Below are 15,219 nucleotides of genomic sequence, written 5' to 3'. Positions count from 1 at the left end.
AAATATATACTAATTTATAGAGAGTTAACCAATATATCCTGATTTTGGTATGTATATTTTTTAGGGTAGGACAAGGGTTTTCGATATGATGCGATAAAAAGTAAGATTTATATTTAAACAGATGGAAAATTAGCCCAAAAATATTACAAAAATCCTGTGCTATGATGATGTTGTAAGTCGAATTCAGACTTTTTCAAGAAGATATACAAAAAGGAGAGGAAATACAAATGCTTAAAAAGTTAGGAATAGTAACAGCATTATCAGCCGCTTTTATTTTTGGTGGAGCCTTTGACTCAGTAGATGCTAAAGCTGATGTTACGTATAAATATAATATCTATTACTCTATCAATGGCGAACAAGGCAGCGTTTCTGGGGACAATTTAGGGGAAGCAAAAACGAAAGTCCAGAATATCGCCAATCAAGTAATGAGCAAATATAATCTAAACTGGAATAGCTTTAACTGGCAGCCAACTGAAAAAGTAGAAATTAATGAACCAGAACAAAATGCAGAAACGCCAGTTCAGGAAAAAGAAGAACAGCCGGTACAAGAAGAACCACAAGCGCCAGTTGAGGAAGAACCTGCACAGGAGCAAGTGCAGCAGCCAGCTCAAGAACAGGCAGCAGAAGACAATCAAAGTCAAACACAGGAATATGAATTAAATCAATTTGAACAAGAAGTAGTGGACCTAACCAATCAGGAAAGAGCGAAATATGGTTTATCTCCATTGCAAGTGGATATCGAATTAAGTAAAGTAGCTCGTGAAAAATCACGAGATATGGCAGTGAATAACTACTTTGATCATAATAGTCCAACGTACGGTTCACCTTTTGATATGATGAAAAGCTATGGTGTATCCTACCAAACTGCAGGTGAGAATATTGCCAAGGGACAGCGCACGCCAGCAGAAGTGGTGAATGCATGGATGAATAGTGATGGTCACCGTGCCAACATTCTAAATGAAAACTTCACTCACATTGGTGTAGGCTATGTAGAACAAGGAAACCACTGGACACAGCAGTTCATTGGTAAATAAATGTTACATGAGATAGAGACTAGCAAACCGTAACGGGCAATTCTCGGGAAAAACATGCATCATAAAACCTTATATACCAAGAAAAAGAGGGTACGAAACCATATGCGATTTCGTACCCTCTTTGTATTGCTATTTACAGTATTTCACCCTTAAAGGGAACCCGTTAATTAATCGCTAAGGTATCCCTTTTCATCGTTATTTGGTTGGTAATTCTTCGATGCTGTCAATATCCATGTATTCCGGTACAACGAATCCTTGTTGGGCGCCTTCAAGATTAGGGCCAAGGTCAACGATTACGTCCTTGTATTGCTCATTATAGGAAGCTGCGCCTACAGGCAGCCAGGCGATTAACATTCCATCAATCTCACCTTCTGAAAGGCTTTTAAATGCGATCCCCATATCGAGCGGGGTCAATTCAACATTGTAGCCCAACTCTTCCAGAACAATAGCAACAACATTTGTTGACGAAAGTTCTGTTTCATAATTCGTATAGGCCAGTTCGATTGTCTCGTTAGTAACGGATTCAATGCCCTCCGTCCAGGAATTGACTTTATCGCGATTGTTTTCAATCCATTCTTCAGCTGCTTCACGCGGCTCCACACTGTTGTCTGGCCCGAATTTCGCCATCACTTCATTCATGTCCTCCACTTCCCAGTAGAAGTTGTCCAAAAACTGATAGGCGGACAAATGATCATCCTCAAGTCCTTCTCGTACCATCGTATGTATATTTTCTGATTCCCCTAGTGTCCCTTTTGGGTCCTCCAAAAATTTCAAATCATATTCGCTAAACATCCAATGCGGCTGCCATAAAGTTACCACGATCGGTTCTTCATTCTTAATCGCATTTTGTAATTCCGTTACCATCGCTGGTTCTGAGCTTGGTAACAGTTCCAGGTCCAAGTTGTATGTTTCAACGGTTTCTTCCGCAATATTCATTGTCCCGGATCCCGGTTCAATTCCAACAATTTCTGTGATTTCAGCTGCATCGTTCGTTTCTTCATTGGAACTTTTATTATCAGAAGCTTCTCCTTGACAACCTGCTAGCATCAGGAAAATACCTATGCTTAAGAGGGTTATCCTTTTTTTGAATAATGAATTCATTATTACTACAAACACCCTTTCACTAAGATTTTCATGCTATGTACGGAATGCATGCTTCTTTGACGGTCGATAAGACGTATGATAAGGCAAAACAAAGAAAAGTACAATGTTCATTCCAGCCGGTTTTTAGCCGATTTAGCAGGTCTATGTAACTTAGTGAAGCTTAGAGACAATTATTGTCACAATTTCATCTGTGTTTGAATCTTTTGATATTTTCCTAACATAATGAATTTTATTGCACACTATTCAGTTTATATCATTCTGCTGGAAAGGCTTCCCATTCAGGGAGAATATTAATCAAGAACAAAGCCTTTTCTTATAATAGAAATACACATTTTATTTTAAGAAAACCTGCTATTTTAAGCATGTTCGGCTCAATTAGTCTAAAATAACATGTTTTCCATTCCTACCTGATGTGAATCCAATGATTTTTAATGAATGAGACTATTAAACTTTTCAAATAAATTGCTTCAATAGTATAATAAATATGAAAAAAGAAGGGGGCATCCAAGTGATACGTACCATTCGAACATATGTTTATGCTGCTATACTTGTAATTGGCACGATTTTTAAATTACAAAAAGCTAGGAATCTAGCAAAAAAACAGCAGATCACCGATGAACAATTATTTATGGTACCGAAAAGTGTCTCGAGAAAAATCATTGATTATACGGGAACGAACGTTAAGGTTACAGGTCAGGAAAAGCTTCCAGATGGGGCTGTGCTGTTTGTTGCCAACCACCAAGGATTATTTGATATTCTTACTTTCCTTGGATATTTAGGAAAACCAGTTGGGTTTATCGCCAAAAAGGAACTGGAAAAACTACCAATTGTTTCTTCATGGATGAAACTCGTACATTGTTTGTTTATTGATCGGGGCGATAGAAGACAATCTGCCCGGACGATTAATCAAGGAATAAGGCATTTAAAAGAGGGACATTCCATGGTCATCTTTCCAGAAGGTACAAGAGGAGAGGGAAGAGAAATGAATGAATTCAAAGCTGGAAGTTTCCGCTTGGGTACAAAGGCAAATGTACCAATTGTCCCTGTTGCCATTGATGGAACCTATCCGATCATGGAAGCAAATCATGGTCATATTAAATCTTCAGAAATAACACTTACGATTCTTAATCCGATTTACCCCGAAGAATACCACGAATTAAAAAGTAAGGAATTAGCATCTAAAGTGCAAGGGATGATTGCAGCATGCTTGCCTAAAGAGTTCATTCAGGAAAATAACCGTGTAGAACTGGTACAGCAATTAAATATATAAAGCAGAAGAGTTATATATTTTTTTAACTCTTTTTTTTATGTAATTTTTATGGCGTTCATACACAAACTACTCCTATGTGAGGTGGTTTAGTTGGTACAAGGTGCTGTCAATCAAAATACGAAACTGACTGAAGAATGGTTACAGAATTACGTGGATGAATGGGTAAGTTTTTTTCGGAAATATACAAAGAATGGGGAGGTAGCTTCCTACATACCTATTTTACAAAAAGCCAATAAGAATCATTTAGGGATTTCCATCATTGGAAACGAGGGAATGACGATACAGTCTGGGGACGTCCATGTGCCGTTTACGATTCAAAGTATTTCCAAAGTGTTTACCTTTATAGTAGCATGTATGGAAAGAGGCGTATCGTATGTGCTGAACCGGGTGGATGTAGAGCCAACAGGTGAAGCGTTTAATTCCATTATGCATCTGGAAATACGGCAGCTAAGAAAACCGTTTAATCCTTTTGTGAATGCTGGCGCAATCACTGTGGCGTCCCTATTGAAAGGAAAAACATCAGAGGAAAAGCTGGAACCTCTTTTTCAATTATTTGAGGATATTTTAGGTTATCGGCCACGATTAAATATGGATGTGTTTGAGTCGGAAAAAGAGACATCGGTACGTAACCGGGCGATAGGTTATTATTTAGTGGAAATGGGATATTTGGAGTCTGAGCTGGAATTAACATTGGAAACCTACTTTAAGCAGTGCTCCATTGAAATATCCATCCATGACCTGGCACGCTTGGGTATGATTTTGGCAAATGATGGGGAAGACCCACAGACTGAAATCGAAATTATTCCAAGACAAGTGGCACGTCTTGCCAAATCGTTGATGCTGACCTGTGGCATGTATGATGCTTCCGGGAAATTTGCTGCATATGTTGGCATCCCTGCAAAAAGTGGGGTATCCGGTGGAATTGTTGCGGTTGCACCGCCAAGATCCCGGAATGAGGACTTGCCGTTTTTAGAAGGCTGTGGAATAGGTGTATATGGACCGGCACTGGATAAGCAGGGAAACAGCATTGCGGGAATCCGATTGCTAAGACATATCGCCACGAAATGGGATTTGAGCATATTTTAAGGAGTGAATATATGTGTGTGGCAGATACACTTTGCTTGCAGATGAATTGGAAATATTGGAGGAATTTGATTTAAATCAGTCAATAGAATCCTATCATCCTAGTTATAACATTGCTCCTGGTCAACCTGTGTTAGCGATTATCCATGATGGAAAGGAAAAGCGAGCAGGATATTTGCGCTGGGGCCTTGTCCCATCATGGGCAAAAGACGAAAAAATCGGCTACAAGATGATTAACGCACGGAGTGAAACAGCCCATGAAAAGCCAAGCTTTAAACGTCTAATGGCACAAAAACGCTGTTTAATTATTGCGGACAGCTTTTATGAGTGGAAAAAGACAGAGAGCGAAAAACAGCCAAAGCGCATTCAGTTGAAAGACCGGAAGCTTTTCGCATTTGCAGGCCTTTGGGATAAATGGGTCCATGATGATAAAGCATTATTTACGTGTACCGTATTGACCAAAGAGGCCAATGAATTTATGCAGGATATCCATCACCGCATGCCAATTATTTTGCCAAAGGAGAAAGAAAATGAATGGATTGCCCCTACGAAATTCCATCCAGAAGAAGCAAGCGAATTTTTAAGAACATTGGACTTGGAAGAGCTTACGGCATACAATGTTGCTTCCTATGTAAATGCAGCGAAAAATAATGATGAAATGTGCATAAGACCGATTGCCTAGATGAGAAGAAGCGCTCAAAAAATAAGTTTAACGCTCAAAAAACGGGTTGGAGCGCTCATAAATAAGTTTAGCGCATAGCCTCCAAGAAGAAACGCTCATAAAAACTAGTTTATCTCTCAAACCAACACTTAAAATACAAAAAATGCTTTCTTGATCCAACATCAAGAAAGCATTTTTTGTTTCCATGAATTATGCGGATTCCATTTTCTTGGCTTTTTCCTGTTCCTTTTCATCTTTGGCGACTTTTAGGAATTTTTTCGTTTCATATACAACCACACCAGATAGACCGAGCAAACCAATTAAGTTAGGAATAGCCATTAAGGCGTTCATTATATCTGAAATCCCCCAAACTATATTAACCTGTTCTAACGCCCCGTACATGATCGCCAATACAAAAACGGTGCGATAGAAAGGGACAGCTTTGTCTGAGAATAGATATGAGAAACATTTTTCCCCGTAATAGGACCAGCCGATGAGGGTGGAAAATGCAAAAAATACAACAGCGATTGTTACCATTGTTCCGCCTGCATCACCTAGGAAATGGGCGAAGGATGCCGCGGTCAGACTTCCAGCTTCGACATCTCCGGAATACATATTTGCCATAACAATCGTGATTCCAGTGATCGAACAAACGATGATGGTATCAATTAATACCTGTGTCATCGATACGAGTGCTTGACGTCCAGGATAGTCGGTTTTCGCTGCTGCAGCCGCAATCGGTGCAGAACCTAAACCAGCTTCATTCGAGAATACACCACGTGCAACCCCATACCGAATTACTGTACCAAGTAAACCACCACCAACTGCACTTGCAGTAAAGGCGTCTGTGAAAATTAATCCGATTGCTGCAGGGACAGCATCAATGTTTATTACCATAATAATAAGACCTGCAATAATATAAAATAAGGCCATGATTGGAACGAAAAGCGCAGTGACTTTTCCGATACTTTTAATTCCACCAAGGATCACGAGAGCTGCTAAAACAGTAAGAATAATTCCAGTTACCCAATTCGGTATACTAAAGGATGATTCCAGTGAATCGGCAACCGCTTTCGACTGTACCATATTTCCAATCCCAAAAGCGGCAGCAGAACCGAAGATAGCAAACAAAACACCGAGCCATTTCTGTCCTAACCCTTTCTCCAGGTAATACATCGGACCACCAGACATTTCGCCTTTGTTATTTGTAACGCGGTATTTAACAGCAAGTAGGGCTTCTGAATACTTTGTAGCCATCCCAACGAGCGCAGTAATCCACATCCAGAAAACGGCACCAGGACCACCGAGAATAACGGCTGTTGCTACCCCAACAATGTTACCGGTTCCAACGGTGGCTGCCATCGCCGTCGATAAAGCCTCATAATGACTGATGTCACCTTTGGATTTTTTGTCCTGGCGTTTTGGACTAAAGGCCAGTTTCAACGCATAAGGCATGGTTTTAAACTGTAAAAATCCTAAGCGAAACGTTAAATACAGACCTGTACCAACTATTAAAATTAGTGTTGGTGGTCCCCACACAAAACCACCTATTTGATCGATGATATCTTGCATTGTTCTTCCCCCTTTTGTAATTTTTGACCTATGTAAACTCCTAATAATAGGAATGGTCATCATCTTCTGCTTTCTTTAATTTTTCTGTATATTAATTATTTTCCGTAATAAATGGACAAAAGTCAAGTAGGAATTTGTGGGTTGCTAAAGTAGACGGTGGCACGAGGTTAAAAAGTGGAAGAACGCAACAAATTGTTATCACGATTAACTGGCCGTAAATCCCTCTGATTAAGATTTCACTTTATGTACAACCTCTTTATGTAAAGAGTGGAATTCTATAAAACAATCTGGATGTTTAATCTGATAAAAAAGTTTACAGTATATAATATTCTTTGCTTATGATGGGACTAGTTGCTTATAATAAGAGTAAACATAAGAATAGGTGATGATATGATACGGGTGTTATTCGTATGTCTTGGAAATATTTGCCGTTCACCAATGGCTGAGGCGGTTTTTCGGGACAAGGTGATGAAAGAAAATTTAACGGATAAAATAGAAGTGGATTCTGGTGGCTTGGGTGACTGGCATGTGGGACATCCTCCTCATCAGGGAACGAGAGAGGTACTGGATAGGGAAAAGGTATCCTACGAAGGAATGGCAGCAAGGAAAGTTGATGAAAAAGATTTAGAGGATTTTGATTATATCATTGCAATGGATGATCAAAATATAGAAGGATTGAGTAATTTAGGGAATAAAGGTAATCATAATGTTACCATTGCCAAATTAATGGATTTTATCGAGCAGCCGAAAGAAAAGAACGTACCAGATCCCTATTTTACAGGGAATTTTGACTATACGTATGATTTAGTGTCAGAAGGCTGCACGCAATTATTAAATCATATTAAACAGAAACATTCACTGTCATAAAGGAGAGAATAATTATGGGTAAAAAAAGACTATTTTCAGGGATGGTTATTGGTGCTGCGGTAGGAACCGTTGTAGCATTATTTGATAAGGATACAAGGGACTATGCTAAATCACAGTTAAGTGCTGCCAGAACTGGTTCCTCCTATTATTTAAAGCATCCATCTGAGACGATTGAAACGATTCGCAATACGGTGGATCGATTGAATCGAACCGTAACGACTGGTGCCGATAGTGCAATCAATGCTTTAGAGCAAGTGGAAGAGACATTGGACAAATTTACGAATAAAAATTAAAGGAAAGAATAAATTAATAGTGTACATAATGTAACAAGGAAAAATCGGCGAAATGCCGATTTTTTTTACAAGTTAGGAAAGTATAAAATTTTAGCAAAGAAGTTTTTCGACGTAGCTAAAATTTTAAAGTCCTAAGTATAAGAAAAACTACCTATTCGCTAAAGGACGAGCGAATGCGAGTTTTTCTAAGCTAAGCAGGTTATTGATAGGGGAGGGAGTATCAATGGAAAAAGTAAAAACGATTGGAAAGCAGTTATTTAAACGAATTGACGATGTGGATGTTTTTGGATTGGCTGCACAATTAGCATATTTTTTCCTGCTGTCCCTTTTCCCGTTTTTATTATTCCTGCTTAATCTAATCGGTTATCTGCCAATAGATCAAGAGTCGATTATGGAGATTATTAGCTATTATGCGCCGCCAGAAATTATGACCTTAATTAACACGAATTTGGATCGGTTACTGCATCAGAATAATGGTGGCTTATTGTCCATTGGAATTATCGGTACCCTATGGGCAGCATCCAATGCAATTAATGCGATTATGAAGGCATTTAACCGTGCCTATGATATCGATGAAAACCGGTCTTTTATTGTGACTAGGTTCATTGCTATTGTATTAACGATTGCAATGATATTGGTCATTGTCGTTTCACTTTTGCTTCCTGTTTTTGGGCAAATTATTGGAGAGTATGTTTTTTCGATTTTAGGATTGTCAGATGGGTTCCTCAATATATGGGACACGTTAAGGTGGGTTGTTTCATCTGTTGTATTTTTTATTGTTTTACTGTTTCTGTATAAACTTGCACCAAACAAGCACATCTATTTTCGGGAAGCGATATGGGGAACCATCATAGGTACAGTTGGTTGGCAGATAGTTTCCTATGGATTTTCATATTATGTAAGCACCTTCGCTAATTATTCTGTGAAATATGGAAGCTTGGGAACTATTATCATCTTAATGATTTGGTTCTACCTGCTAGGGGCGATAATCATTTTTGGCGGGGTAGTAAATTCTGTGATTAGTAAGTACAAGAAAGAAAAAGGTACATTTTTTAAATAATAATGAAGAAGGCATCCGTTCTTATTTCCACGAATGCCTTCTTCATTATTTTAATAACCGTAATCCATTCAATATAACTAATATTGTACTTCCTTCATGACCGATGACACCTAATGGAAGGTCAAGAATTTGCAAGTAGTTGGTTAAAATTAGAACAGCAATGACGCTTAAGGAAAAGACGATATTTTGTTTGACAATCCGATTCATTCTGCCGGATAAAGTGATCGAATTAGTAATCCGGGATAAATCGTTTTTCATTAATACCATATCTGCTGTTTCCAATGCAACATCGGTTCCTTCTCCCATTGCTATTCCAACATTTGCGCTTGCCAGTGCAGGGGCATCATTAATTCCGTCACCAACCATTGCAATATTATCATATTGATGACGCAATGCTTTCACATGTTCGACTTTTTCCTGTGGCAAGCAATTGACAATGTACTGATCAATCCCAGCTTCCTCTGCTACAGCTTTTGCTGTTAATTCATTATCTCCAGTAAGCATCACCGGTTGAATGCCATTTGCCTTTAATTTACTGATAGCGTCTTTTGTTGTTTTTCGCACGGTATCTTTCAGGGCAAAAACAGCGACAATCGAATCTTCCACTTTTGCAAAAACAACCGTTTTTCCTTCTTTAGCTAAATCTTCAGCAATCCCATCTTTAAAATCCTTTGCCAGCTCTTTGCCGACAAAATCAGGTTTGCCGATTTCCCATCTTTTATCGTTGACAATGGCAGTAACACCATTTCCGCTCTTGTTCTTCATATCTTGAACTTCGATATTCGCTTTTGATGGAAGCTGCTTTTCGCTATATAGTGTAATAGCTTGGGCAAGCGGGTGTGTCGATTCCCTTTCGATGGAGCCAACTGCTGCAAGAATATCCTCTTTATTATGTGCTGAATCGAAATGGGCATCTGTTACTTCCGGTTTACCGTTTGTTAAGGTACCTGTTTTATCCAGTGCAATGGCTTTAACATGGCTTAAGTTTTCTACGTGAACGCCACCTTTAAAAAGAATCCCTTTTCTTGCGGCGTTAGAAATGGCCGATAAGGTTGCTGGTGTAATCGATGCAACTAAAGCACATGGTGAAGCAACGACTAAAAGAACCATCGCACGATAAATACTGTCCGATAATGTCCAGCCAAAAGCAAGGTACGGTAAAAACATCATAATTGCCACAGCGATTAATACAATATTTACGTATGTTCCTTCAAAACGCTCAATAAATAATTGGGAAGGGGATTTCTCTTCTTGCGCATTTTGTACCATATCAATGATTTTTTGAAACAGTGTTTTAGTTGGTTCGGTAGTAATTTTTATCTGAAGGGTCCCATCCAATGCTACCGTTCCAGCGTATACCTCATTGTTGTCTAATTTATTAATAGGCATCGACTCTCCTGTAATCGCACTTTCATCAATGGAACTGGATCCTCTCACAATCATTCCATCTGCAGGAATTCTTTCTCCAGCCCGTACAAGAATCAGGTCATTAATTTTTAAAGAGGAAACAGGAACTACCTTATCAGCTTGCCCATCCTGAAAAAGTGTTGCTTCTTCCGGCTGAAGCTCCATTAAAGAGGAAATAGCTTTATTGCTTTTATTCATGGAGTACGTTTCTAAGGCACCGGATAATGCAAAAATGAAAATAAGAATAGCTCCTTCTGTCCAGTATCCAATTGCAACAGAACCAATGGCCGCAAAAATCATCAGCATTTCGACATTTAGTCGCTTTGTCCGGATTGTTTCGGTAATCCCTTCTTTTGCTTTGGCATAACCACCAACAGTAAAGGCGATAATGTGAAGGATTACCCACATCGGTTCAGAAAGAATGCCTTCCAAAGACCAGGTGATCAGGATTAACAGTCCGCTAAAAAGTGCGGCTATTAATTCAATATGTTCTTGGAATTTCCCAAAAAATTTACGACTATGAAAGGAAGGTGACGATTTTCGTTCACGATTTTGCCACACACTTGTTTGGGTTTCCATTATCAATACCTCCATATAATTGAGAATAATAATCATTAACATTTACGTTTGGTGTCTGTTTAAGTTATCAGTAAACATAGATTTATGAAACTTATTTATAATTATTATAAATTTATATATATTATTATTTTATCATTATAATTCTTAATGTCAATAAATAAATGTAACAGTGGTAGTTTAAAATATGACGGTGTATTGGAGGAGGGAACGATTGACTCTTAATTCAGCTTTCAATGTGGAAATTCAGCCTTGGAACCAGTAATTCAGCGTTCGTTCTAGGAATTCAGCATTCACAGAAATAATTCAGCGTTCGTTCCGGGTATTCAGCATTCACGAAGAAAATTCAGCGCTCGTTTCAGGAATTCAGCATTCACAGAAATAATTCAGCGTTCGTTCTGGTAATTCAGCATTCACGAAGAAAATTCAGCGTTCGTTCCAGGAATTCAGCATTCACGGAGAAAATTCAGCGCTCGTTCCGGGTATTCAGCATTCACGAAGAAAATTCAGCGCTCGTTTCAGGAATTCAGCATTCACAGAAATAATTCAGCGTTCGTTCCGGGTATTCAGCATTCACGAAGAAAATTCAGCGCTCGTTTCGGTAATTCAGCATTCACGAAGAAAATTCAGCGTTCATTTCGGTAATTCAGCATTCACAGAAATAATTCAGCGCTCGTTCCAGGAATTCAGCATTCACGAAGAAAATTCAGCGTTCGTTCCGGTAATTCAGCATTCACGGAAATAATTCAGCGCTCGTTCCAGAAATCCAGTATTCACGATGATAATTCAGCCTTCACTCCGACTTTAAGTGAAGGAAGTGCTAATTCCGAAGAGATAGAGGTGTTTTTCGATGATACAAAGTTCTTGAATGGAGATGGAACATGGAAAATAAAAGCTAGTAATATAAGAATTAAACTGTTAGAATATAAAATATTAAATAAATATAACAAGGGGAGATTAGGATGAATAAACTTAAAGTTATTTTAAGTTTGCTTTTCATAGCATGTATTACTTTATTGGCTGCATGTGGTAGTACAGAAGAGGAGGAAAGTGGTGGAACGAATGAAGAAGTAAATGAAGGTACAAATGAGAGTTCTGCCTCTGATGAAGTTTGGGAAGAAATTAAGGAAGCTGGAGAGATTGTTGTTGGGACTTCAGGGACGTTAATCGCTGCTTCGTATTATGACGATGATGACAATTTAACTGGCTACGATGTGGAAATTATGCGAGAAGTCGCCAACCGCCTTGGACTGGATATTTCTTTTGAAATTATGGGGATTGACAGCATGCTTCCTGCGATTAATAGTGGAAGAATTGATGTAGCTGCAAATGATATCGAAATTACGGACAAGCGTAAAGAGGAATTTAATTTTAGTGAACCATATAAATATTCCTATACAACGATGGCTGTTCGTAAAGAGGATAATTCTGGAATTGAATCCTTGGAAGATTTAGAAGGGAAAAAAGCTGGTGGTGGAGCAACAACCATTTACAGTCAAATTGCGGAGCATTATGGAGCAGAAATTGTTACATATGGTAATGCAGCAAACGAGGCTTATTTAAGAGACGTTGATAATGGAAGAACAGATGTTGTGGTAAATGATTACTTTTTAACGAAGTTTGGTGTAGGGGCATTTCCTGACTTCGATATTCATTTACATCCTACCTTGAAGTTTCACCCGACAGAACAAGGGGTAATTATGCCAAAAGGTGCAGATCAACTGACAGAAGAAATAAACAAAGCTTTAAATGAGATGCGTGAAGATGGGACATTAACCGATTTAGCAAATCAATTCTATGAAGAAGACGCCTCCCAGAAACCTGAGGGTGAAATCGAGGAAATAGAAGGCTTGGAACTGTAAGGAGCTAATGTCATGAACTTTAATGGCTTTGATTTCGGAGGACTATTTGATGTAGAACTTGCAATAAGAAGTTTGCCATTTGTTTTAGAAGGCTTGCCGATGACAATTATAATTTCTGTTGCTGCAATGGGGATTGGTTTGATTTTAGGTTTATTCTTAGCGCTGGCCAGAAGTGCGAAAACAAGATGGCTGCGGTGGCCAGCCCGAGTGTATATTTCGTTTATGAGGGGGACACCAATTCTCGTTTTCCTCTTTATCCTTTATTTTGGATTGCCGGTTGTAGGTGTTGAGATGAACGCACTAACCGCAGCTATACTTGGCTTTGGTTTTAACAGTGCAGCCTACATTGCAGAAATTGACCGGTCGTCCTTAAGTGCAGTGGACCATGGGCAATGGGAAGCTTCAAGGTCACTTGGGTTAAGTTATGGATTGACATTAAGAAGCATTATCTTACCACAGGCCGTTCGCATTGCCATTCCACCGCTTACTAATATTTTTATGGATATTGTAAAAGCGACATCTTTAGCAGCTGTCATTACGGTACCGGAACTTTTCCAGAAAACGCAAATTGTCGCCGGAAGAGAATTTGATGCGATGACAATGTATATATTAGTTGCGCTTGTATACTGGCCGATTTGTATTGTGATTGGTTATCTGCAGGAGAGGTTGGAAAAGAGATATAGTAAGTATGTATAATGGTTAGTAATTCGAAGCAGAAAAAAAAGGCTAAAGAGTTATTCTAAAGGATTCATTGTACAACCTAAATAATGTTAGTGAATATACTGTAAAAAACACTTGCATCTTGATTTGCAAGTGTTTTTTATGTTAGGAAAGCACCTTTCTAATTTTTTATTAGCTTAGTGTATATAGATACAGAGGAGCCACATAATATAAACTAATCAATTATAATATAGCTTACTTAAACGATGGGGGTTACGCCTTTGAATAAAGAAGAATGGAGAAGTGCATTTATCAGCAACATTAAAAATACAAATTGGAAAGAAAAGTCCTTTTCAGTCAATAAAGTACAATTTGGTGGGCCGGTAAATACACTGCGCCGATTAGCTCCGGGAATTCTACGGATATTAAAAAAACCCTATAAATAGGTTTTTTAATTGTACATATACTTTTTTAACTTAGAGATAATCAAGTCATTGTCAAAGTTTTCTTTTTTAACTTTGAAATTCTTTTGAGCAGCACTTCGATAAGACTGAATTAACTCCTCTCTACGTTTATTTCTGGATTGCTTCGTAACCGGTCTTTTCGAACGTTCTTCCATAGAAATCACGCTCCTTTTATTTGATTATATTACACGGTCGAACAGTTGTAAATGCTCATGTTGGATCAGGAGAGATCAACGATATGCTATCACAAATGATACGAGCAGTTTCTAACAACGATTGGATGATTTTTACATCAAAGTCCGTGAATTCATATTCCGAGCTGCTTAATAGGATACAGAGATCTTCTTCCAGCTCTTCTTGGTGCAACATTAGTATGTTGCTGCCAAATATGGTACGATTCCTGATTAATACATTATTATTCTCCGGGTTATCAAATGTGGTCATCATGCGTTTCAATCGCTTGTCCTCAAAAGTCTCGCCATTTCCAGCGTCTACTAACTCAAAATGGAGGTTAGTCCCTAGCTCATCATTAAAGAATATCTCATATGAATGGAGAAGATGTTCGATAACTGCTTTATAAGGTATCCCATCTTCCTGATAAAACCTACCTATAAAATAACTATTCTCTTTTAGCACTTTTTCCAGAAAATGCAACTGATTAAATTGCTTATCCTGTATCTCAGCGATTTCTGTGGCTTTTTCTGCAAATTCAACTTCAAATTGCATCACTTTAATCCTACGTAAAGGAATAGCTATAATAGTTGTCGCTAAAAAGATACCAAAGCAAACAACAATCAAAAAGCGCACGATGGATAACGCAAAAGGTGTGAAAATGGCGCCGAGCAAATCACTGCCGCTGGCTATCTGTTCTATATCTTGATAATAATAATATCCCCTAACAGCGTAGATAAAACCTATGATGACAAATAATATCACAACACTATAATATATTATGTTCTTGTATCTGCTGAATAAATTCGTAATTTTCTTCAATTTATCCCCACATTTCATTTTATATCTTTTTGTACGTTATCTGGAGGGTTTATAGGTCTGTGTGACATTAGAAATAAATATCCTCTATTACCAATATAACCCAATGTAATGTTTTCTTTAGCTACTTTTTTATAAGTCCGTATTCAAAAAGGAGGATGAAAAGGACCGGTCGGCTAAGATCGCAACGTCCTGGGACTGCGGTTACTCGTCCCACTGAAAACATTTGTTGCGGGCGCCGACACTAGCACGTCCTGTGCGCCTTAAAGTTCGAGGCGGCTAAGCTTTGAGTAGCGGGCCCCAAGCGTGGTGTGTA

General features: G+C 38.5%; 15 protein-coding genes. 10 read left to right on the top strand and 5 right to left on the bottom strand.

All coding sequences use genetic code 11. From position 1 onward, the window contains the following. Positions 1 to 227: 227 nt before the first annotated feature. A complete protein-coding gene (locus GMJ66_RS18090; protein ID WP_156291723.1) occupies positions 228 to 1,034 on the top strand; it encodes a CAP domain-containing protein in 807 nt (268 codons plus the stop codon). 195 nt (positions 1,035 to 1,229) lie between these two features. On the opposite strand, the gene GMJ66_RS18085 is transcribed toward GMJ66_RS18090, so the two are convergent. After that, positions 1,230 to 2,081 carry a glycine betaine ABC transporter substrate-binding protein gene (locus GMJ66_RS18085; protein ID WP_231514975.1) on the bottom strand — a complete coding sequence of 284 codons (852 nt, stop codon included), beginning with the start codon at positions 2,079 to 2,081 and terminating at the stop codon, positions 1,230 to 1,232. Between the two features lie 565 nt (positions 2,082 to 2,646). Between GMJ66_RS18085 and GMJ66_RS18080 the strand changes: the two genes are divergently transcribed. From GMJ66_RS18080 to GMJ66_RS18070, 3 genes are all read left to right on the top strand, one after another. Continuing rightward, positions 2,647 to 3,408, top strand: coding sequence for a lysophospholipid acyltransferase family protein (locus tag GMJ66_RS18080; protein WP_156291721.1), 762 nt, complete (start codon positions 2,647 to 2,649; stop codon positions 3,406 to 3,408). Between the two features lie 90 nt (positions 3,409 to 3,498). Next, positions 3,499 to 4,494: a glutaminase gene (locus tag GMJ66_RS18075; RefSeq protein WP_156291720.1), complete on the top strand. Its 996-nt coding sequence runs from the start codon at positions 3,499 to 3,501 to the stop codon at positions 4,492 to 4,494. A 13-nt stretch (positions 4,495 to 4,507) separates the two neighbouring features. Next, positions 4,508 to 5,173, top strand: a complete 666-nt coding sequence (locus GMJ66_RS18070; RefSeq protein WP_156291719.1) for an SOS response-associated peptidase — start codon at positions 4,508 to 4,510, stop codon at positions 5,171 to 5,173. A gap of 189 nt (positions 5,174 to 5,362) precedes the next feature. Here the strand turns inward: GMJ66_RS18070 and GMJ66_RS18065 are convergent, their stop codons facing one another. After that, on the bottom strand, positions 5,363 to 6,724 hold the full coding sequence (locus GMJ66_RS18065; protein ID WP_156291718.1) for an alanine/glycine:cation symporter family protein: 1,362 nt from the start codon (positions 6,722 to 6,724) through the stop codon (positions 5,363 to 5,365). A gap of 390 nt (positions 6,725 to 7,114) precedes the next feature. Here GMJ66_RS18065 and GMJ66_RS18060 point away from each other — a divergent pair, with 390 nt between their 5' ends. The 3 genes from GMJ66_RS18060 to GMJ66_RS18050 all read left to right on the top strand — a co-directional run bounded on the left by GMJ66_RS18060 (position 7,115) and on the right by GMJ66_RS18050 (position 8,944). Then, the gene (locus tag GMJ66_RS18060; protein ID WP_156291733.1) at positions 7,115 to 7,591 is read left to right on the top strand and encodes a low molecular weight protein-tyrosine-phosphatase; all 477 of its coding nucleotides are present in this window, start codon (positions 7,115 to 7,117) and stop codon (positions 7,589 to 7,591) included. Between the two features lie 14 nt (positions 7,592 to 7,605). Beyond that, positions 7,606 to 7,884 (top strand): YtxH domain-containing protein, encoded by a 279-nt coding sequence (locus tag GMJ66_RS18055; protein ID WP_156291717.1) that lies wholly within the window; start codon positions 7,606 to 7,608, stop codon positions 7,882 to 7,884. A 223-nt stretch (positions 7,885 to 8,107) separates the two neighbouring features. After that, positions 8,108 to 8,944, top strand: a complete 837-nt coding sequence (locus GMJ66_RS18050; RefSeq protein ID WP_156291716.1) for a YihY/virulence factor BrkB family protein — start codon at positions 8,108 to 8,110, stop codon at positions 8,942 to 8,944. Positions 8,945 to 8,989: 45 nt separating this feature from the next. Here GMJ66_RS18050 and GMJ66_RS18045 read toward each other — a convergent pair whose 3' ends face one another. Continuing rightward, the gene (locus tag GMJ66_RS18045) at positions 8,990 to 10,930 is read right to left on the bottom strand and encodes a heavy metal translocating P-type ATPase (RefSeq protein WP_156291715.1); all 1,941 of its coding nucleotides are present in this window, start codon (positions 10,928 to 10,930) and stop codon (positions 8,990 to 8,992) included. A gap of 959 nt (positions 10,931 to 11,889) precedes the next feature. Here GMJ66_RS18045 and GMJ66_RS18040 point away from each other — a divergent pair. The 3 genes from GMJ66_RS18040 (at position 11,890) to GMJ66_RS18030 (ending at position 13,895) form a co-directional block, all read left to right on the top strand. Then, positions 11,890 to 12,789, top strand: coding sequence for a transporter substrate-binding domain-containing protein (locus tag GMJ66_RS18040; RefSeq protein WP_156291714.1), 900 nt, complete (start codon positions 11,890 to 11,892; stop codon positions 12,787 to 12,789). A gap of 12 nt (positions 12,790 to 12,801) precedes the next feature. Further along, the gene (locus GMJ66_RS18035; protein WP_156291713.1) at positions 12,802 to 13,485 is read left to right on the top strand and encodes an amino acid ABC transporter permease; all 684 of its coding nucleotides are present in this window, start codon (positions 12,802 to 12,804) and stop codon (positions 13,483 to 13,485) included. A 245-nt stretch (positions 13,486 to 13,730) separates the two neighbouring features. Then, positions 13,731 to 13,895: a hypothetical protein gene (locus GMJ66_RS18030; RefSeq protein ID WP_156291712.1), complete on the top strand. Its 165-nt coding sequence runs from the start codon at positions 13,731 to 13,733 to the stop codon at positions 13,893 to 13,895. A 5-nt stretch (positions 13,896 to 13,900) separates the two neighbouring features. On the opposite strand, the gene GMJ66_RS18025 is transcribed toward GMJ66_RS18030, so the two are convergent. After that, a complete protein-coding gene (locus GMJ66_RS18025; protein ID WP_156291711.1) occupies positions 13,901 to 14,068 on the bottom strand; it encodes a hypothetical protein in 168 nt (55 codons plus the stop codon). Positions 14,069 to 14,123: 55 nt separating this feature from the next. Continuing rightward, entirely contained in the window at positions 14,124 to 14,906 is a 783-nt protein-coding gene (locus GMJ66_RS18020) for a hypothetical protein (protein WP_156291710.1), read from the bottom strand. Positions 14,907 to 15,219 lie beyond the last annotated feature (313 nt).

It is taken from the genome of Oceanobacillus salinisoli (assembly GCF_009733865.1).
Classification (GTDB): domain Bacteria; phylum Bacillota; class Bacilli; order Bacillales; family Amphibacillaceae; genus Oceanobacillus; species Oceanobacillus salinisoli.
The sequence above is the reverse complement of the archived record's forward strand: the minus strand, read 5'-3'. Positions and strand labels throughout refer to the sequence as shown.